The 20,163-nt window shown below is 49.2% G+C and carries 18 protein-coding genes; 7 read left to right on the plus strand and 11 right to left on the minus strand.

Annotated features, from left to right (window positions below; genetic code table 11):
• Positions 1 to 22: 22 nt before the first annotated feature.
• Positions 23 to 2,107, plus strand: coding sequence for a M13 family metallopeptidase (locus tag HHX48_RS11295; protein ID WP_191025169.1), 2,085 nt, complete (start codon positions 23 to 25; stop codon positions 2,105 to 2,107).
• 42 nt (positions 2,108 to 2,149) lie between these two features.
• Here the strand turns inward: HHX48_RS11295 and HHX48_RS11300 are convergent, their stop codons facing one another.
• The 7 genes from HHX48_RS11300 to HHX48_RS11330 all read right to left on the minus strand — a co-directional run bounded on the left by HHX48_RS11300 (position 2,150) and on the right by HHX48_RS11330 (position 8,484).
• Positions 2,150 to 2,551 (minus strand): ACT domain-containing protein, encoded by a 402-nt coding sequence (locus HHX48_RS11300; RefSeq protein ID WP_191025171.1) that lies wholly within the window; start codon positions 2,549 to 2,551, stop codon positions 2,150 to 2,152.
• Between the two features lie 20 nt (positions 2,552 to 2,571).
• A complete protein-coding gene (gene dbpA, locus HHX48_RS11305; RefSeq protein ID WP_191025173.1) occupies positions 2,572 to 3,951 on the minus strand; it encodes an ATP-dependent RNA helicase DbpA in 1,380 nt (459 codons plus the stop codon).
• 2 nt (positions 3,952 to 3,953) lie between these two features.
• The gene (locus HHX48_RS11310) at positions 3,954 to 5,498 is read right to left on the minus strand and encodes a substrate-binding periplasmic protein (RefSeq protein ID WP_191025175.1); all 1,545 of its coding nucleotides are present in this window, start codon (positions 5,496 to 5,498) and stop codon (positions 3,954 to 3,956) included.
• The gene (pyrC, locus tag HHX48_RS11315; protein ID WP_191025176.1) at positions 5,498 to 6,541 is read right to left on the minus strand and encodes a dihydroorotase; all 1,044 of its coding nucleotides are present in this window, start codon (positions 6,539 to 6,541) and stop codon (positions 5,498 to 5,500) included. Before pyrC ends, HHX48_RS11310 begins: the two co-directional genes overlap by 1 nt.
• Before the next feature lie 120 nt (positions 6,542 to 6,661).
• On the minus strand, positions 6,662 to 7,225 hold the full coding sequence (locus HHX48_RS11320) for a PhnA domain-containing protein (RefSeq protein ID WP_191025178.1): 564 nt from the start codon (positions 7,223 to 7,225) through the stop codon (positions 6,662 to 6,664).
• A gap of 65 nt (positions 7,226 to 7,290) precedes the next feature.
• Positions 7,291 to 7,818, minus strand: coding sequence for a lipocalin family protein (locus HHX48_RS11325; protein WP_191025180.1), 528 nt, complete (start codon positions 7,816 to 7,818; stop codon positions 7,291 to 7,293).
• Positions 7,819 to 7,821: 3 nt separating this feature from the next.
• On the minus strand, positions 7,822 to 8,484 hold the full coding sequence (locus HHX48_RS11330) for a cupin domain-containing protein (protein ID WP_191025182.1): 663 nt from the start codon (positions 8,482 to 8,484) through the stop codon (positions 7,822 to 7,824).
• 117 nt (positions 8,485 to 8,601) lie between these two features.
• Here HHX48_RS11330 and HHX48_RS11335 point away from each other — a divergent pair, with 117 nt between their 5' ends.
• Both HHX48_RS11335 and gloA2 read left to right on the plus strand, forming a co-directional pair.
• The gene (locus tag HHX48_RS11335) at positions 8,602 to 9,555 is read left to right on the plus strand and encodes an aldo/keto reductase (RefSeq protein WP_191025183.1); all 954 of its coding nucleotides are present in this window, start codon (positions 8,602 to 8,604) and stop codon (positions 9,553 to 9,555) included.
• A gap of 8 nt (positions 9,556 to 9,563) precedes the next feature.
• Positions 9,564 to 9,947, plus strand: a complete 384-nt coding sequence (gene gloA2, locus HHX48_RS11340; protein ID WP_191025185.1) for an SMU1112c/YaeR family gloxylase I-like metalloprotein — start codon at positions 9,564 to 9,566, stop codon at positions 9,945 to 9,947.
• Between the two features lie 59 nt (positions 9,948 to 10,006).
• On the opposite strand, the gene HHX48_RS11345 is transcribed toward gloA2, so the two are convergent.
• Positions 10,007 to 11,239: an MFS transporter gene (locus HHX48_RS11345; protein WP_191025529.1), complete on the minus strand. Its 1,233-nt coding sequence runs from the start codon at positions 11,237 to 11,239 to the stop codon at positions 10,007 to 10,009.
• 234 nt (positions 11,240 to 11,473) lie between these two features.
• Between HHX48_RS11345 and HHX48_RS11350 the strand changes: the two genes are divergently transcribed.
• Together HHX48_RS11350 and HHX48_RS11355 are read left to right on the plus strand one after the other, a co-directional pair.
• The gene (locus HHX48_RS11350; protein ID WP_191025187.1) at positions 11,474 to 13,423 is read left to right on the plus strand and encodes an alpha-amylase family glycosyl hydrolase; all 1,950 of its coding nucleotides are present in this window, start codon (positions 11,474 to 11,476) and stop codon (positions 13,421 to 13,423) included.
• 179 nt (positions 13,424 to 13,602) lie between these two features.
• On the plus strand, positions 13,603 to 13,812 hold the full coding sequence (locus HHX48_RS11355) for a hypothetical protein (protein ID WP_191025189.1): 210 nt from the start codon (positions 13,603 to 13,605) through the stop codon (positions 13,810 to 13,812).
• A 10-nt stretch (positions 13,813 to 13,822) separates the two neighbouring features.
• Here the strand turns inward: HHX48_RS11355 and folE are convergent, their stop codons facing one another.
• Positions 13,823 to 14,509: a GTP cyclohydrolase I FolE gene (gene folE, locus HHX48_RS11360; protein WP_191025191.1), complete on the minus strand. Its 687-nt coding sequence runs from the start codon at positions 14,507 to 14,509 to the stop codon at positions 13,823 to 13,825.
• Between the two features lie 413 nt (positions 14,510 to 14,922).
• On the opposite strand from folE, the gene HHX48_RS11365 reads away from it, so the two are divergent.
• Positions 14,923 to 15,981, plus strand: coding sequence for an agmatine deiminase family protein (locus tag HHX48_RS11365; RefSeq protein ID WP_191025193.1), 1,059 nt, complete (start codon positions 14,923 to 14,925; stop codon positions 15,979 to 15,981).
• Positions 15,971 to 16,864, plus strand: a complete 894-nt coding sequence (locus HHX48_RS11370; protein ID WP_191025195.1) for a carbon-nitrogen hydrolase — start codon at positions 15,971 to 15,973, stop codon at positions 16,862 to 16,864. The genes HHX48_RS11365 and HHX48_RS11370 overlap by 11 nt, the downstream gene beginning before the upstream one ends.
• 22 nt (positions 16,865 to 16,886) lie before the next feature.
• Here the strand turns inward: HHX48_RS11370 and pdeM are convergent, their stop codons facing one another.
• Positions 16,887 to 17,624, minus strand: coding sequence for a ligase-associated DNA damage response endonuclease PdeM (pdeM, locus tag HHX48_RS11375; RefSeq protein WP_191025197.1), 738 nt, complete (start codon positions 17,622 to 17,624; stop codon positions 16,887 to 16,889).
• A gap of 23 nt (positions 17,625 to 17,647) precedes the next feature.
• Positions 17,648 to 20,122, minus strand: a complete 2,475-nt coding sequence (locus HHX48_RS11380) for a ligase-associated DNA damage response DEXH box helicase (protein ID WP_317983503.1) — start codon at positions 20,120 to 20,122, stop codon at positions 17,648 to 17,650.
• Between the last annotated feature and the right edge of the window lie 41 nt (positions 20,123 to 20,163).

Raw genomic sequence — 20,163 nt, forward strand, 5'->3', positions numbered from 1 at the left:
TATCAACGTCAAAGGGAAGATAATGAAAAAGACACTTTTAAGTTTGTCAGTACTCATGGCACTGACAGCCTGTAGTCCTGAACAGAGCGCCACTGAACAACAAAATCAGAGCAGTGAAAAGCAAACTGCCCAAACGGACAGCCAGAAAGAACAACAACTCACATCCGGGGTGATTAAAGAAAACATGGATACCTCGGTGGACCCGGGAAATGATTTCTATGCCTACGTGAACGGCGGCTGGATGAAAAAAGCGGAAATTCCGGCTGACAAGTCATCTTACGGTACGTTCCAGATGCTTCATGATGAGTCTCAGGAACATGTTATGGAAATCATCAAATCATCTGCAGAAGGCGACTTTGAAAAAGGCAGCAACGAGCAAAAAGTTGGTGATTTTTACAAATCGTATATGGATTTAGAAACCCGCAACAAGCGCGGCTTAGAGCCATTAAGCGGTGAGATCAAGAAAATTGACGAGATTTCATCTTACAAGCAATTAGCGCAGTATTTCGCTTATGCCAACCGTTACGGCTTTGGTGCACCTTTCGCACTTGGTCAGTATGTTGACTTTAAATCCCCCGAAACGTACATGATCTATGCGTGGCAGGGCGGCCTGGGACTGCCTGAGCGTGAGTACTATTTCAAAGATGATGAAGAATCCAAAACGCTGAGGGATAAATACGTCAAACATATTCAGACGATGTTTGAGCTGGCAAAGTTCGACACCCCACAGCAAAGCGCTAAAACAATCATGGATCTTGAAACGGCAATCGCCGAGATGCACATGAAAAAAGAAGCGACACGTGACTGGGCCTCAAACTACAAGAAAGTCGCACTGGACGATTTAGATTCGGTAATGTCTGAGTTTGACTGGGAGACGTATCTTGAGGAAGCGCAACTGACTGATCTTGACGGTCTGGTTGTCATGCAGTCAGATTTTATGGCGTCACTGGATACGCTGATTACTGATACAGACCTGGCGACGTGGAAAACATTTTTAAAGTGGCACCTGCTTCACGCCAATGCCACCCGTCTGAACGAAGCGCTGGACGAAGAAAACTTTGCGTTTTACAGCAAGGCATTACATGGCGTTGATGAACAGAAGCCGCAATGGCGCCGCGCAGTGTCGCTGCTCAATGGTACGGTTGGTGAAATCATCGGCAAGGTTTATGTTGAAAAGCACTTCCCGCCAGAAGCTAAAGCGCGTATGAAAGAGATGGTCGATAATCTGATTGCGGCCTATCGCACCAGCATTGAAAAGCTTGACTGGATGACCGATGAGACCCGTGAGCAGGCACTGGACAAACTGTCTAAATTTACGGTGAAAATTGGTTATCCGGATAAGTGGAAAGACTATTCAGCGCTGGAAGTTGAGGCTGATGATCTGTATGGCAATATCAAACGTCATGCCGATGTGAATTACCAGATTATGCTGGAAAAACAAGGCGGTCCGGTATGGGATCATGAATGGGGCATGACACCTCAAACGGTGAACGCGTATTACAGCCCACCGAATAATGAAATCGTCTTCCCGGCTGCGATTTTACAACCGCCGTTTTTTGATATGCAAGCTGAGGACGCCGTTAACTATGGCGGTATCGGCGCGGTTATCGGACATGAAATCGGTCATGGGTTCGATGACTCAGGCTCAACCTTTGACGGTGATGGCGTACTGAGAAACTGGTGGACGGATGCCGATCGCAAGGAATTCGAAAACCGCACAGGTATGCTGGTTAATCAATACAGTGAGTTTGAGGCCTTGCCTGACCTTTTCGTTAATGGTGAGTTCACCCTGGGTGAAAACATCGGTGATTTGGGCGGCGTCAGTATTGCGCTGAAAGCCTACCACATGTCACTGGATGACGAGAAGGCACCAGAGATGGATGGCTTTACAGGTGACCAGCGCGTGTTTATCGGTTACGGCCAGGTGTGGGCGACTAAGTATCGTGATGAGGCATTACGAAACCTTGTACAAACCGACCCGCATTCGCCGGCAAAATTCAGAACCAACGGTGCGGTAAGAAACGTTTCTGAGTTTTATGAGGCATTTGATGTCACCAAAGAAGATGCGCTGTATCTTCCGCCAGAAGAACGCGTAAAAATCTGGTAGCAGTGGTGATTAATAAACGGGGCGATGGCCCCGTTTTTTTTACTATTTGCAGGTTAATTCCAGTAATACCTGATGTGCGCGCTGCGCTTTATCCCAGGGCACAAAAATATGATCATGATAAAAACCGGCGATAATATTGGCACTGATGTCTGAGCGCGTCAGAGCATCGGTCATGGCGGCAGTCATGCCCACTGCATTCAGACTGGAATGCACTTTACAGGTGATGCATGCAAATGGCCCTTCAGCCTGTAACCCATAAATTTTGACATCCTGCATCTCGACAATAACGGTAATGCCTTCTGTCTCGCGATAAAAGCCTTTAACCGCCTGCAATGGCAACTGACTGAAACGTTGCTCTGTCACACTGCAAAAGCCATAAGGCTGTGCATCAATTTCAGGCGTGAGTTGTGTCAGTAATGTGGATAAATCTGTTTCGCCAGCCATCTGGATTCCTTCACTAACTGTTATTGCAGCTTTCTGGCTCTGACCCGCTTCCCTTTAATTTTGCCTTCGCGAAACAGTCGCATCGCCTTCTTCACACTGCGTTGTTTAACCGCAATATAACTTACCTGGCTTTGTACACTGATTTTACCAATATCGTTTGCTTCAATTTGTGCATCCTGAGTAAGTGACCCCAGAAAATCTCCTGGGCGCAGCTTTTGTTTTTTCCCCGCACTGACTGCGATGCAGCTGAATTCCGGCGTTCTGATACGATTAGCGTGAAAGCGCAGGCTCTGAAAGCCTTTGCGCTCCATATTCTCGCCTTTCAGCTGTTCAATGCGACCTAAAGCAGGCTCTTCGGCTTCACTGCATAGCGTAAAGGCCTGGCCTTTCTCGCCGGCTCTGCCGGTGCGACCAATCCGGTGTATGTGCACCTCCGGATCCTCACTTACCGTATAGTTGATGACACAGTCAACGCCTTTGATATCCAGGCCGCGGGCTGCCACGTCTGTGGCAATCAATACCTGCAGACTGTCACTGGCAAACTGCATCAGCACCTCATTGCGCTGTTGCTGTGTAAGGTCGCCTTGCAACTGCTTAACGGCAAACCCTTCCTGTGCAAGGGCTTCATAAACAGATGACACCTGCACACGGGTATTACAAAAAACGATAGCTTTTTGAGGTTGTGCTTCTGACAACACACCTTTTAAGGCATTAAGCCGGTGCTTATCTTCCACTCTGTAAACCAGCTCGTTGATGTCTGGTCGCTGGACATCTTCCTCAGCCTGGCGGTGCGTGACCGGATCATCCAGATATTGCTGCGCCTGTTTTTCGATAGCGGCGGTGTAGGTAGCGGAGAAAAACAAAGTCTGTGCATGTTGCGGGGTCAGTGAAAACAGCAAATCAATGTCTTCTGCGAACCCCATATCCAGCATCCGGTCTGCTTCATCCAACACTCTCACTTTCACCGCGCCCAGCGCCAGCCGACGTTTAGAAACATGCTCCACCAGTCGCCCTGGCGTGGCTACCACTACCGAGGCACCATGTTTAAGAGACTGAATTTGTGGCCCCATCGCCACACCGCCGCACAGGGTAAGCACCTTCAGATTTGGCATTTGCCGGCCCACAAGGCGAATTTGCTGACTGACCTGTTCGGCCAACTCTCGGGTAGGGCAAATCACCAGAAGCTGGGTAGCATAGTCAGTAGGATCAACCTTGTTCAGTCCGGCCACCGCAAACGCGATGGTTTTACCCGAGCCTGTGCTTGCCTGAACTAAAACATCTTTTCCGGACAGTGAGTCAGGCAGGGTATCTGCCTGAACTTGTGTCATCGTTGTAAAGCCTGCACTGGTCAGTGCTTCACTGATTTGTGCATTTAAAGAAAGATCAGAGAATTGCGGCATATTTAGTCCTGTGCCCATAAGTTAACAACGCCGCTATCAATATGAACCGGCACATGATTCAACGAATTCATTTGATCGCTCCATTGTTTCGCCCATTGATGATATGCAGAAGAGTCTTTTACCTGCATCGCAGCTTGTCGCAACTGCTCCGCCAGATAAGGTGTAGTGTGTTTTTTTGACATTGCCAGATAGAGCGTAACAGGCTTCATCGGACTGGCTGGTTTGAGATTTTCACATAACTGTCTGGCAGCCTGACAGCTGATATGTAATGCAGGTGACGAGGCGTAAACCAGATCTGCCTTGCCTGATTGCACGGCTTCAAGCGCCTGCTCCCAGGCAGCGAATTGCAACACTTTGAGGCCCTTACGCTGCGCTGCGCTGACTCTGTAGTCACTTTGTAACCCGGCAACAATTTTTGTATCAGGCACATCACCTAACGACGCATAGTAATCACCCTGTTTGCTGAATAAGCCATGCCGCGTTCTGGTTACCGGCGTTATCCAGTGGAACGATTTTTCGCGCTCAGGGGTTCTGCCCAGAGCAAACGTCAGCACATTTGGTTTAACCTGCATTTCCCGCATGATGCGTGGCCAGGGCGTAATTAATATCGGCGATGACATCCCTGCAGTATCCAGAATACTGGTGACAAGGTGCGCAGCATATCCGGTAACATTTCCGGCACCATCAGATTGGGTAAAAAAGGGAGTTTCCTCGGCCAGGACCCATAGCTGCTGCTCTGTGTCAGTCTCAGTATCTCGTGATTCCGAGGCGGCAAGCGTGAGTATCTTGTTTTGAATAATCGCTTCAAAACCACGCTGTGCATAAATGCCCACCGTCTCTTTCATGAGCTTGTCGTAGTCTTCGCTTTGTTTGTAACGCTCCGCGGCAATGCGCAACTTACCGGCCAGTACGTCATTACCCGGTAGCTTTCCTAACGCCAGATAATTATAAAAAAAACGGTCAGTATTTAGTACTTCTACCTGTGAACAGGCTTCGGCAAACCGGTGACATAGCATCTTAAAGCCCGACGGGCTTAACAACATCCCGTCTACCCGCTTTCTGATTACGGCTTCCAGCGCCTGTTCCCAGGAAGATAAACCAACAACATTGTTGATCCCTAAATCGGTGGCAATACTGTGACGAAAATCATCCCGCTGAATTGCTACCGATTCCACGGCATCGATATTCAGCGGATGGTCTTTTCTTACGTACAGCGTTACCTGATTGGCAAGAATGGGCGTAATCCAGTGAAAATCAGCCTCACGGGCCGGTGTTCTGGCCAGGCCCGGCGCCATCGACCAGTGACGGGTCTGGGTATTGCGCAAAACCCGTGCGAAGGGGCGAACCTGAACATCCGCCTCCAGTCCGGCAAGGTGAATGACCTGTCTGGCTACTTCAATAGCAAACCCAGACACATTCCCCTTTTCATCGACCTCACTCAGGACCGGTGTATCATTGGTGTATACAGCCACCTTATTATCTTCATGGCCGAGCGCCCATCCGGTTACACAGATCCAGAGCAGAAAGCACCAGCTCCCTTTTTTCATCAGCTCAGGCTTTTCTCAAGTTTCCAGTTAAGTGTCTGGCCAGCATAAAACGGGACCATCGGCGTTCCATCAGGCAGCGTCACAGTATCAGGTACAGTCCAGGCCTCTCTGGTCAATGTGATTGTTCCATCATTTTGAGGCAGCCCGTAAAAATTCGCACCATGCTCGCTGGCAAATCCCTCCAGCTTATCCAATGCACCCAACTGCTCAAATACTTCAGCATAAAGCTCAATGGCACTCCACGCGCTATAGCAACCTGCACATCCACAGGCATTTTCTTTTTTGTGCTGAGCATGTGGCGCCGAATCGGTGCCCAGAAAAAACTTCGGTGAGCCGGTAGCAACTACCTCGCGCAATGCCTGCTGATGGGTATTTCGTTTTAACACGGGCAAACAGTAGTTGTGTGGCCTGACTCCCCCCACCAGCAAATCATTGCGGTTTAGCAGCAAATGCTGCGGTGTAATAGTGGCTGCAACATTGCTGTCTGCCTGAAGAACAAAATCTGCGGCGTCTTTTGTGGTGATATGCTCGAATACCACTTTCAGTTGCTTAAATGCTTTTACGATGGGTATCAGGTGGGTGTCGATAAAGACTTTTTCCCGGTCAAAAATATCAATATGACTTTCGGTGACCTCACCATGTATAAGCAGCGGCATGTCCTGCTCCGCCATTTCAGCAAACACCGGATAAAGCGACTCTATCCCTTTTACAGCGGCATCGGAATTGGTCGTTGCACCTGCCGGATACAATTTACACGCAGTAACGCCAGCCTTTTTCGCCTGGCGAATGTCGTCTACCGTTGTCTGGTTAGTAAGATACAGGGTCATTAATGGTTGAAACTGGCTTCCCGACGGACGCGCCGCCTCAATGCGTGCCTTGTAGGCTTGTGCCTGCTCTGCATTGGTCACCGGGGGAACAAGATTTGGCATGACGATAGCGCGGGCGAAGCATCGGGCTGTTGCCGGAACCGTTTCACTGAGCATGTCGCCGTCGCGAAAGTGAAGATGCCAGTCATCCGGTGTACGAAGGGTAATTGATTGCATAAGAAGCCTTTCTACATCTTAAAACCAGGTCTTATTATGCCTTAAAAGCTTACCTGTCGCATTATATTCGACAGGTAAGTGACGGTTAACGATCTGTAGCTACCTGAACAGATTCTGTGCTTACGCTTTTTTGGTATAAGCCGCAATGATAACAATACGGGTACCGTTCACACGACCTTCAATATGCAAAGGATTATCACTTAAGCCAATGTTGCGCACTGCTGTTCCACGCTTGGCGGTAAAACTGACTCCTTTCACATTCAAATCTTTGATCAGATGCACGGTGTCGCCAGCGGCCAGCGGTACGCCGTTACTATCCAGGGTAGGCGCTTTTGACTCATCAGCCTGGTTTGCAGCAGCCCAGTGCTGCATAGGCTCATCCAGATACATCATATCGAGGAGATCCTGGGCCCAGGGTTCACCAGTTAACTTATTCAGCATGCGCCATGCGACGACCTGAACCGCCGGGACGGGCGACCAAATTGCATCGTTGAGACAACGCCAGTGATTTGTATCCGGTGTGGAATCACCCATTAGCTGAGACTGGCAGGTTGAACACGCCAGAATGGTACTGTCTACGCCACTGGTCGGTGACGAAGGCACCTCGTACAAAGATAAGTTCTCATCGCTACCACACAATTCACACTGGCCATTTGCCCGCGCTTTTATTTTTTCTTCAATCACTACGGCTCGTCCGTTTTTTGTTCACATCGAATCTCAGAACGCAGAGTATATCATCCGGACGGCATTTAGTTTTGATTACGATCATGCTTAACAAAAATCAGCGCATCGGTATCATAACCCATAGAAGCCGCGTTTTTTATCAGAGCCTCAAGGCGAGATTCATCCATAGACGGCTGGCGGGCCAATATCCACAGATAGTCTTTATCGGGGCCGGTCACCAATGACCACTGATAATTTTTGTCTAGATCGGCAACAATGTAACTGGCGTAAAACGGCCCGAAAAAAGAGACTTTCAGCCAGCCGGTAGTCTCATCTTTAACAAAATACGCTTTACCTTCAGCCTCATCCCACTGCCCTTCTTCATCATTAAAGCCACGGTTCACCACCTTTATTCCGCCATCTTTCCGCTGGGAATAGGTGGCAGTCACATTACTCAGCCCTTCTTCAAAACTATGGTCAAGACGGGCGATCTCGTACCATTTCCCCAGATATTGCTGCGCATCGAAATCAGAGACAGGCTCAACATTTTCAGGTTTAGAAGTGCAGGCTGAAAGCGATAATCCGAGCAGTAGAACTAAAAGCAAAATTTTCATAGCCTATCCTTGTTTGGGCAAATGTCCCGTCTTTAATAAAATGCGTACCGGTCCGTTTTCTACGGTAAAGCGCGGGTCTTTTCCAGCCGGACGTCGCAGCCAGCTCAACGCCGGAATTTTTTTACCCTGTTCACGCAATTCACCGGACAGAATCAGCGCTTCAAATCCATTGTCGGGTATGACTGGGTGCCATGATGCATCGTTATCCAGTTCAATCAGTTGGGTGATTTCCTCGTTAAACTGGTGCACCGGCAAGATTTTTTGGGCATTCGTCATGCCCTGCTGCCAACCTGCGACATTTGAATCAATGCGTACCGAACGGACATCACCGGGCGCAAAATAACAAAGCTTCACAAACAGCTCACAGCCTGCGTCTGAGAAGGGAGCGTGTTTGGATTTTGCCGGATTTCGCAAGTAGCTGCCCGCAGGGTAGTCACCGGATTCATCACTGAATGTGCCGGTAATCACAAATATTTCTTCCCCGGCAGGATGGGTATGGGTAGAAAACGACGCGCCTTCACCATATTTCACCAGCGACGTGGCTTTTCCCGACTCTTCGGCTTCTCGCTCCAGTTTTTTTCGCCACACATTACGGGCGGGTGATGTTTCCCACTCCAACTGCTGTGTATTTATCATCACCGACTGACTATAGTTCTGATTAAGCATGGTTATCTTATTACTGCTGTCTTTACGATAAGTACACATTACAGCAGGGTTCAGTTTAATAGGGATACCGATTGGGGCATGATAAACTTTTCATTTTGTATTCTGTAGGTGAACACGATGCTTAAACATCATTTTCCGAATGCCAGCGACCTGATTTATGGCTGCATGGGCTTAGGGGGAAGCTGGGACGACGCAGCGCTTACGCGCGACGACAAAGTGCATGCCCAAGGTGCAGTAGAAGCGGCCCTTGATGCGGGTATTACCGTCTTTGACCATGCAGATATCTATACACTGGGCAAAGCAGAATCCGTATTCGGGCAACTTTTGACAGACCAGCCGCACCTGCGGGATAAAATGATCCTTCAGTCAAAGTGCGCTATCCGGTTTGCTGATGCAAAAGGACCTAAACGCTATGATTTCTCGGCTGAGTGGATCACGCAAAGTGTTGAAGGCTCTCTGCGTCGGCTTAACACTGAGCAACTGGATATATTGCTTTTACACCGCCCTGATCCGCTCATCGCATTGGATGAAGTCGCACAGACGCTGGCTACCCTGATAACGACTGGCAAAATAAAGCATATTGGCGTATCCAATATGAATCGGTTTCAGATGGAATATTTACAAAGCGCACTGAATACGCCCATCGTTGCGAATCAGCTGGAGCTAAGTCTGGCAGCGCGAGGATTCGTGGAAGAGGCGATTTCTGTAAATACGCCAGATTATGGGCAAGCCGGATTTACCGCTGGCACCGTTGAATACTGTCAGATGCATAATGTGCAGTTGCAGGCGTGGGGCGCTTTAGCGCAAGGCCGTTTCAGTGGTGGCCGGACACAGGGCGCAACCGATGAGGCCACAGCGAGACTGGTCAGCGAGCTGGCTGAAAAATACCATGTAGCGCCGGAAGCTATTGTACTGGGCTGGCTTACCCGTCACCCGGCCAGAATCCAGCCGGTTATTGGCACAACCAATCCTGAACGTATTCACGCCTGCGCCCAGGCCGCAACATTATCTTTGAGCAGAGAAGACTGGTATTTGTTGTTTGAAACAGTCCGTGGTCAGGACGTCCCTTAGGAGACACCATGTTAAAAGGTATTCATCACGTCGCCATCATATGCGGCGATTATCCCCGGTCTAAAGCGTTTTACACAAAGGTTCTGGGATTGGAAGTAATTGATGAGAATTACCGGGAGGACAGACAGTCCTACAAATGCGATCTTGCGTTGCCAGACGGCGGTCAGATTGAGTTATTCTCGTTTAAAGATGCCCCGTTAAGACCGAGTCGACCGGAAGCGCAGGGACTTCGGCATCTGGCTTTCAAGGTAGACAACCTGGATGAGGTTGTTTCATATCTCAAAGACAATGCTATCGAGGTAGAACCGGTACGGGTTGATCCCTATACCCATAAACGGTTCACATTTTTTGCTGATCCGGACAAATTACCGCTGGAGCTGTATGAGCTGTAAATGCACAAAGAGGCCGGTGTAAGCAGCTGTCGGACCTGACTGAAGGCCCGACAGTGCGCTCAGCTTTGTTGCCCCGCCACGCCGTAGTCACGCGCCTCAATCTCAGCCAGTCGCTGACGTGTCGGATTGGCAATGTAGTTATACAACAATCCCAGAAACAGCAAGGTCGCAAAACCGGTTGCCACCATAAAGCCATACTTGGCATCTCCGCCCATGGCATCACTGACCAGCCCCATGATAAGCGGGCCTGCAGCTGCACCCGCGGCGGTGAAAAACAAAATAACTCCTGCCACACTGCCATGCTGATGTTTTTCAAAGCAGCTGATACCCTTAGAGTTAAACGTGGGATAAATAACCGACATGAAAATGCCCGTCAGCGGGAAAAGATATAACGCAATGTGTTTGCCCCCCACCAGACCGACAGTGAAACAAAGAACAATAGCGCCACTGAACAGCATTAAAACCAGCGCCCAGTTAAATCGGGCCATCATCCAGATACCGACAAACCGGCCCAGTGCGCGCAGCACGAAAAACGCGGTAACGGAATAAATCGCCAGCTGTCTGGCGGCACCTTCACTGTAACAGGCGTAGGTATCCTGAATGGTCAGGGCATCGCACACCAGATAACTGGGCATCCAGACATAGATTGCACTTTCGGCCGCAACGTACAAAAACGCGCCCACCGAGAAGCCAAGCGCATACGGATTTTTCACCAATGCCAGTGACTTTTTAAGCGAGACTTTTTCTACCGTTTGCTGATGTGAAGCAACATATTTGGGATAGCGAACAAAAGCAGCCACAACAATAAGCAGCGTACAAATGCCACCGGCGATGACATACAGATACTGCCAGGGTACGCCACGGTGGATCAGCCATGCCACAATCAGCGGGCCAATAATGGCACCCACCCCAAAAAAGGCTTCAGCGCCATTCATGGTGGCTGTGTGCTGGCGTGTCGAGCTGGAAATGTCACCAATTAACGCCAGCGCCCCGGTTTTGAAAATGCCGACGGCCACGCCCGACAGACTCATCAGTGAAACAATAAATATGAAGTCGTTAGCAATCAGAAAGCTGTAACAGGCTATCCCAAACAACGCTAAACCGATGACAATGGTTGTTTTGCGCCCCAGCTTGTCGGCCAAAAAACCAAGAAAAAGACCAGAAAGCGCAATGCCCAGCATAGGTAGAGAATGCATCAGGCTGGCCTGTGCATTCGTAACATCAAAGGCAACTTTCACTTCTTTGATAATTTCGCCTACCGAGTCTGAGGTCATAGCAAACATCATGAACATCAGATACGTCAGCCAGCGAATAAGGTAATTTCCGGACTGCTGCATAGTGTTGTCTTTCCTGTGTTAACACAATATAACCGGCGTCGACTATTGTGCGATGTGATTTAAAACAACTTTTAATTTGAAGTTTAAACTTAATCGTTTAAGATAAATTAGCAAGAGTTTGCAAAAGTGTAAACACCATTGTGAAGAATTTGTTATTACAGCGAGTACATGCTGTTGCGGAGGTCTCCCATGAACTATGCGGCCGATAGTCAAACCTGTCTGACACGACTGCTTTCCCAATCCGATTTAAGCGGCCTGACTGCACAGGATAAAGCGGCATTTACTGCTCGCCTTGAGCAGCATTTTGAACGTCTGTTGTCGCTTTACACCCAGGTTTATGGGCACCAGTATGACTGCTATTACTACCTGCAACAGCTAGTAAACGTGTTGGCAGAGGGATTCAAAAACCGCAATAAGCAACTTAAACAACAGGATAAAAAATCTGTTGATTCACCGCTGTGGTATCGCGGCGAGCAAGAAGTTGGCATGGCCTGCTATGTTGATCTGATGGGTCCGACGATTGAAGATCTGCACGATAAAATCCCCTATCTTAAGTCGCTTGGCGTTACATACCTGCACCTCATGCCGCTGTACGCGTCGCCAGAGGGAGATAGCGATGGTGGCTATGCAGTGTCAGATTACCGCAAAGTGAACCCCGCCCTGGGCACTATGGCACAATTAAAAAAGTTGGCAAAAGCGCTGGATAAAGCTGGTATTCGCATGATCCTGGATTTTGTGTTTAATCACACGTCTGACGAACATCCCTGGGCGAAGGCTGCGTTGGAGGGCGATAAGCGCCATCAGAATTTCTATTACCTTTTTGACGATCGTACGCTGCCGGATCAATTTGAACAGACCGTAAGGGAAATTTTTCCGCAGGTCCGTCGGGGCAGTTTCACCTTCAATGACACCATGCAAAAATGGGTATGGACGACATTTAACAGCTTTCAGTGGGACTTAAATTATCGCAACCCGGATGTTTTCAACGCGATCACTGCCGAGATGCTATTTCTGGCGAACATTGGTTGTGCAGGTTTGCGTCTGGATGCGCTGGCTTTTATCTGGAAGGAAATGGGTACCGACTGTGAAAACCAGCCTATGGCACATACGCTCATTCAAACCTTCAACTGCTGCTTACAAATTGTAGCCCCGTCAGTGGTGTTTAAATCTGAAGCCATTGTTCATCCTGATGAAGTAGTCAAATACGTGCGCAAGGACGAGTGCCAGCTTTCGTATAACCCACTGCTGATGGCATTGCTCTGGAACTCGATGGCCACGCGCAAAACTAACTTGCTGACGCGTTCGATGCAGAAGAGCTTTGCCATTCCGCAGGATACCACCTGGGTAAACTATATTCGCTGCCACGATGACATCGGGTGGACATTTGACGATGCTGTAGCCTGGGACATGGGCGTCAATCCCCATGACCATCGCTACTTTCTGAACCAGTTTTTCACCGGTCGCTTCGAAGGCTCATTTGCTCAGGGTGTACCGTTTGCAGAAAATCCGACCACCGGCGACTGTCGCGTATGCGGCACGCTGGCTTCACTGTGCGGTTTAGAACAGGCGCTGGACGAGCAGGATCAGGCGCAGGTGGATGTTGCGGTAGCAAGAATGGTATTGCTGTACGGGGTGTCATTTAGTATCGGCGGCATCCCTCTGCTTTATTCCAGCGATGAATTAGGTTTGCTTAATGACCATAGCTATCTTGATGATGAAGCGAAAAAGCACGATGATCGCTGGGTCAACCGGGTAGCTGTCACGCACGATGACATTGCACACGTAACCCAGGGTTGCGATGAGGATAGTCTGGAAATTACAGCCAAAAAGCAGGTTTTCACCACGCTGCAAAAGCTGATATTCATCCGTAAATCACACCGTATCTTCGGCGACAGCCGGACACAGATCCTTGATACCGGTAACCAACATTGTTTTGCGTATCTTCGCAGCAATAGCTATAACGAAAAGCTGTTAGTCGTATGTAATTTCTCTGAGCATCCTCAACAGATTTCAGGTCAGTTACTTCAGGTGCTGGAAGGACAAACCGCGAACGATTTGATTACCTCACAATCTCTGGATTCAACCACTGCGCCACTCACGCTGGCGGGCTATCAGCAACAGTGGTGGTTAGCAGAATAGGCGCCAGGGAGCAGTGACAGCCCTCACTACTATCCCTGACGGTTAGTACTGCTCTCACTGAGTTTGCTCAAACATTAAATTTTGTGCTGTAGCATATTAATGGTGTGCTTCTTGAAGGTATCTCTGCTCAATGATTACGACCAGCAGTATTGGTTGAGTCGCTCAGCGCAGGAGTTATCATGGCTACAGCAACAGAACATGAGTATATGTGTCCCCATTGCGGTCACATTAATGCCATTGCTCACCACGAATTACGTAATAAATACACAGAACAGTATGCAAAGTGCGACAAATGTCACACGGGCCTTGAAATTGTGCCAGCGGATGGCATCAATGAGCAGGTCAATTTAGTGGTGTCGGAATTACCGCAGGACGCTCTCCTGCGGTAAAAAAGAGAGATTAACCGGCAAAAAATTCACGTCGCAAATTTGCATCAGTTGCAAACTGCCCGCCTAGAGCAGATGTGCGCGTGAAAGAATTATTGTCGCGAATACCCCGCGCCTTTACACAGTAATGCGTAGCATTGATTGTCACTGCTACATCGTCCGTACCTGTTAACGCCTGAATCGCTACCATCACCTGCTGGGTTAAACGTTCCTGCACCTGTGGACGTTGCGAGAAAAAGCCGACTAATCGATTAATTTTAGACAAGCCCAACACGGTATCTCTGGGGATATACGCCACCGATGCAGTTCCATCAATAGTAACAAAGTGATGTTCACAGGTACTGGTCAGACTTATTTCGCTTACCTGAACAGGCTGATTAAGCTGCATCTTGTTTTCGATGGTAGTAATTTTAGGAAAGTTACTGTAATCCAACCCGCCAAAAATCTCATCGACATACATTTTTGCGATACGCTTAGGCGTTTCAGTCAGGCTGTCATCACTACGATCAAGGCCCAGCGCATCCATGATGTCAGTCATTGCGGCTTCAATACGATCACGCTTTTCCTGACCTGATAACGGATTATCGATCATGGGTGTTTCCAACCCTTTTTCGATAAGGGCCTGTCTGACTATTTGCGCTTCTTTAGCGATAACCGGCTCAAGCGCATCGCGCACTACCACGGCTTCATTTGCTAGCATGACATATCCTAACTAAACAACTAATACTGTTATAACAACGTTTTATCTTAAACACGATAAGACAAGGCTAACATGAAAATTTGTTAATACCCCTGTCTCATCTTATACCGTACCCGGCCAGCATTGATTTAATATCTGAGATGCGTAGCAGTTGTTAATTAAAACAAAACAACCAAAACGTCATCAGAGCCATCCGATATCCGGTAATTGTAACATATCAATGTCTAAAATCTGCACGTATTACTCAGACGCTATCGCAAAATAGTGCGTCTGGGCCCGTCAGGCAGGCAGAGCAATAAGGTGTGCTGAACAGCCGGATAAATTACAACTTTTCTTAGGTGGTGTGCGTAATGCCCATTTAAGCCTGCTTACTTGCACAGTATAATTCGCGTAATTTTACAATGAGTACATCTATGACAACTTCTACATCACTTCTTCCTGAATGGTCAGAAGTCGACGCTGTTTTGCTGGCGTGGCCGCATGAGAACACCGACTGGGCCCCGTGGCTTGACGATGTCCGCAACACGTATCTAAGCCTGATAGCCGCCATCAATACGGCCGGCGCTGGCGTTATTTTACTGTGCCGCCCTCAGGATAAAGCGACAATAGTCTCTCTTGTTAGCAGCGAAGCCAGGGTTATGCTTGTTTGTGGTGAATACAATGACACCTGGATGCGTGACTACGCGTTTTTAACGCTGGCAGGTGATAGCGCCAATCAGCCGGTGGAGTTTTCCTTTAATGGTTGGGGCGAAAAGTTTAATGCGATTAAAGACAATCAGGTGAATCAGCGCTACTTGTCAGCATTGTGCCAGCGCCCGGTACAGACAAGCTCGGTGGTTGCTGAAGGCGGTGCACTGGAAATTAATGACCAGGGGCATTTATTGTCTACCGCACAATGCCTGTTAAACCCGCGACGTAATGTAGATATGACACTGGACGATTACGAGACAGTATTCAAGCGTGTGCTGGGTGCATCAAAAGTCACCATTTTTAAAAATGGTCACCTTGAGGGTGATGATACCGATGGGCATATTGACACGCTGGTGCGTTTTACGCCTCACCAGGGGCTGGTGATTCAGGCTGCCGATAATCGCCCGGATGATTCACATTTTGCCGGATTACGCGCATTATGTCAGGAATGCCATGAGCAACTGCCAGACCATACACAGTACCGATTACCGCTGCCGGCAATGTTTAATGAAAATAATGAACGGTTACCGGCCTCTTATGCGAACTTTTTGATTTGTAACGAGTCTGTACTGGTACCCATATATGGTCAGCCAGAAGATGAAACCGCGCTGGCCGTAATGACAGATGCATTTCCACAGCATCAAATAACGCCAATTGACTGTGCGCCACTTATTCAGCAATTCGGCAGTCTTCATTGTATTTCAATGCAAATTCCCAGGCATACGCTTAACGCGCAAGTGCTTAGTCAACTTCAACAAGGGGTGAGTGTTTATGACGTCTAAGACGTTAAAAATAGGATTGGTCCAGCAGGCCGTTGAAGATAACGATAAGTCAGTCAACTGGCAGAAAAGTGCAGATAAGATAGCGCAACTTGCAGCCGATGGATGCGAGTGTATTCTGTTGCAGGAGTTGCACAGCACACTTTATTTCTGTCAGCAGGAAGATACTGACGCGTTTGATTTAGCTGAACCCATCCCCGGCCCGGCCACTGAGTTTTTTGGTGAACTTGCGGAAAAATATAACGTGGTACTGGTTACGTCGTTATTTGAAAAGCGCGGTTCTGGTCTGTATCACAATACCGCGGTCGTGTTTGACCGCTCGCGGGAGATTGCCGGCAAGTATCGTAAAATGCATATTCCTGATGATCCAGGCTTCTATGAGAAGTTTTACTTTACGCCTGGTGATATGGGCTTTGAGCCTATTCAGACCAGCGTTGGTAAACTTGGGGTGTTAGTATGCTGGGATCAGTGGTACCCCGAAGCAGCCCGACTGATGGCCATGCGTGGCGCAGATATTCTGTTCTATCCAACTGCCATTGGCTGGGATAAAAACGATACTGAAGAAGAACGTCAGAGACAATTTGGCGCGTGGCAGACCATTCAGCGCGCCCACGCCGTTGCAAACTCAGTACCTGTAGTAGTGGCTAACCGCACCGGCTTTGAAGCCTCACCGGTAGATAACGATCCGGGTATTCAGTTCTGGGGACAAAGTTTCATTGCCGGCCCTCAGGGCGAATTACTGGCACAGGCCGACGCCGACGAAGAACAGGTGCTGATGGTCGAGCTTGATTTAACCCGTACCGAACAAGTGAAGCGGATCTGGCCATACTTCAGGGATCGTCGCATTGATGCCTATAGCGACCTCACTAAGCGCTGGAGAGACTAACCATTTAAGTAAAAAAGGCAGATTATCTGCCTTTTTTATTGCCTGCAGATTTTACTGAAAATATACGTTCATCGCTGAGCAGAAACTGTTGGGCCGGTTTTCCATTTAATACAGCGTGCATTACCGGATCGTCCACCCACAAGCCGCCAGTGTATTGTCCGAAAGCCGGCATAACGAGCAACGCGTCACTTAAGACAAAACAACGGCCCCGAACGCGCTGCCGCCCTGCTGATACCCGCATTTTGGGATGAAAATGACCGATAACCTGGTGTGAGCATTCCGGCCAGTCAGCCTCAGGCTCATGGCAAAAGCCGATTGTATCGACGCGTAACCGATGCTGCCTGGCCCCCGCTATTTCCTCAGGAATAGCCGGATCATGATTACCCAGCACCCATACCCATTCATCAACCCGCTTGATGAGGCTGGCCAGAAAAGACTTATCAAAATCGTCCATGCGCGAAACGGCGTGAACATCATGGAAGCTATCACCAAGACACAGTAAACAGCGTGGCTGATAGTCATCAATGATAGCACTGAGCCGGTCAAGTGTAGCGCGGCTATCCATATGTGGTAAGGGATGACCAAAGCTTCCCAGGTAACTGCCCTTTTCAAGATGAAGGTCAGACACAATTAACATATCCTGCGCAGGAAGCCACGCCACACCCCGGGCATCAAACAGCCAGGTGACGCCACCAAATTTTGCAGGCACAGCCTGATTGCAGGCGACCCGTTGTTCCAGCCAATCGTTACTGCTTACCACGACACTCCTGCTTCATTCGTTTATCACGTACTACGCCCATCGAGCAGTGCTTTAACCTCATCCAGCATAGATTCGGCTTCGGCATATAAATCTGCCTGCTCCATCAGTGCGTGAGCGCCCGCCCCTTTAACCTGTTCAGCGCGCACGTCCAGCACGATAGGAATGGACATGGGTGATGCTTTTTCAAGATTTACCAGACGGATTTTGCCTACAAACCGGATGAGCATATCAGCAAGCCGCTTTAAATCCAGTAACTCTCGCTCTGCATCTGCCCGGGTAACGGCAAGAAGAATATGGTCAGGATCATATTCGCGCAAGGTGTCATAGATTAAGTCTGTAGAAAATGTGACTTGCTTCATCGTTTTCTGGCTGCTGTGAAAGCGCTGTTCAGTCAGGCCGCTGACAATGGCTACCCGGCGAAAAGAACGCTTTAGCATGGGTGCCTGCAGCATCCAGTCTTCAAGCTCATCACCTAAAATATCCGGCGAAAACAGTTGTTCAACCTGTTGCTGAGTGACTGACTTCAGGGACCATACCGATAACCCATAATCTGTGACACTGAATGATAGCGGTTTAAGCCGCATCCTTTCCATCCGCTTGGTCAGCAACATGCCCAGCGTCTGATTCGCTTTACGTCCTTCAAAGGTGTAGTAAAGTGCAACATTGGCTTTACGGTACTCGAATTGCTCCACCAGAACCGTCTTGTTGTCAGGAATCTGTGAAAACTGTTGTTGCAAATCCAGCCATTGACGTACCTGCGCCGGTAACGCTTTCCACCGGGACGGGGTTTGTAATAGCTCTCTGACGCCCTCAGCCAGAAATGTCGATAATGGCATCTGCCCACCGGCATAACTGGGGATTTTGGGTTCGCCGCCCCGGGCCGGCCGCGCATGTAATTGCATATCTCGTATTGCTTCATACTTCAGTACTTCGCCGGCAAATAAAAATGTATCGCCAGTAACAAGTTGCTGTGCAAAGTACTCTTCCACCTCACCGATGATCTTACCCTGATTACCGCGTCGGATGCGTTTAACCTTAAGGCGTCCAGCCTCAACAATAGTGCCGATATTCTGCCGGTGGCGCTGGACGACCCGTTTAGATGCTGGTGTCCAGCGCCCTTCGTCGTTTTGTGTCAGCCGCTGATATCGATCGTACACCCGCAGCGCGTATCCGCCATCCACGGTGTACTGCCAGAGTTTGTCAAACTCGTCACGCGCTACACCCTGATAAGGCGCAGCATCGAGCACCTGCGCATAAATAGTGTCAGGTGTAATCGGTTCGCTACAGGCGCAATTCAAAATAAACTGCGGCAGAATATCCATGGCGCCCGGCATGGGCGCTTCACCATCCAGTTGCCCTTGTTTGATGGCATCCATGGCAGCCTGGCATTCAAGTGCCTCAAAGCGATTTGCCGGTACCAGCAACGCTTTACTGGGCTCATCGAGTCGGTGATTGGCTCTGCCGATACGCTGTAACAGACGGCTCACGCCTTTAGGCGCGCCCACCTGAATCACCAAATCCACATTCCCCCAGTCTATGCCAAGCTCCAGTGCGGAGGTACACACGATTGTTCTGAGCATCCCTTGCGACATCATATTTTCCGTTTTGCGCCGCTGCTCTTTGCTCAGTGAGCCATGGTAAAGCGCAATAGGTAATGCCTGGGTATTTTTCTCCCACAACATCTGAAAGATAAGCTCAGACTGAGCGCGGGTATTCACAAAAACAAGCGTAGTACCGGCCTGACAGATTTGCTCATAGATGTCATCCATGGCATAGCGAGCCATAAAGCCGCCGAACGGCATTCTGGAACGGGATTTGAGCATTCTGACTTTTGGTTTGACCGGCGCTTTTACCTGCATCACGTGCGCAGGTTCACCGGTTTTTCCCAGCCAGCCGGCCATGGCAAAAGGGTCGGCTACCGTGGCAGAAAGCCCGATTCGTCGCAGCGCCGGAGACAGTGATTGTAATCGCGCCAGGGCCAGGGTGGTGAAATCGCCGCGTTTGTTGGCAACCAGACTGTGCGCCTCATCGATGATTACGGTACTCAGCCTGCCAAAAATCTTATCTGCGTCAGCGTACGATAGCAGTAGCATCAACGATTCCGGCGTGGTGAGCAAAATATTAGGGGGCTTTTTGCGTTGCCGCTGTCGTTTATGAGAAGGGGTATCACCCGTGCGGGTTTCGATACTGATATCAAGCCCCATCTCCTCAACGGGCTCAAGCAGGTTACGATGAATATCCTGGGTTAAGGCTTTAAGCGGCGAGATGTAAAGCGTATGCAGCCCTTCCCGGGGCGCATTATGCAATTCTACCAGTGATGGCAAAAAACCGGATAAGGTTTTCCCTGCCCCCGTTGGCGCAATGAGCAGCGTAGCGTCATGTTGCGGCACCTGCCTCAGCATTTTTTTCTGATAAGCACGTAGCGACCATCCACGTTGTTCGAACCATTGTTTAAAGGAATCCGGAAGAATAAAAGCCACCCGCTTTGTGTAAGTCACATCCCGGCTGTATTTACGCCCTGATGCGCCCTTAAGTTTAT

Source organism: Salinimonas profundi (assembly GCF_014750655.1).
Lineage (GTDB): Bacteria > Pseudomonadota > Gammaproteobacteria > Enterobacterales > Alteromonadaceae > Alteromonas > Alteromonas profundi_A.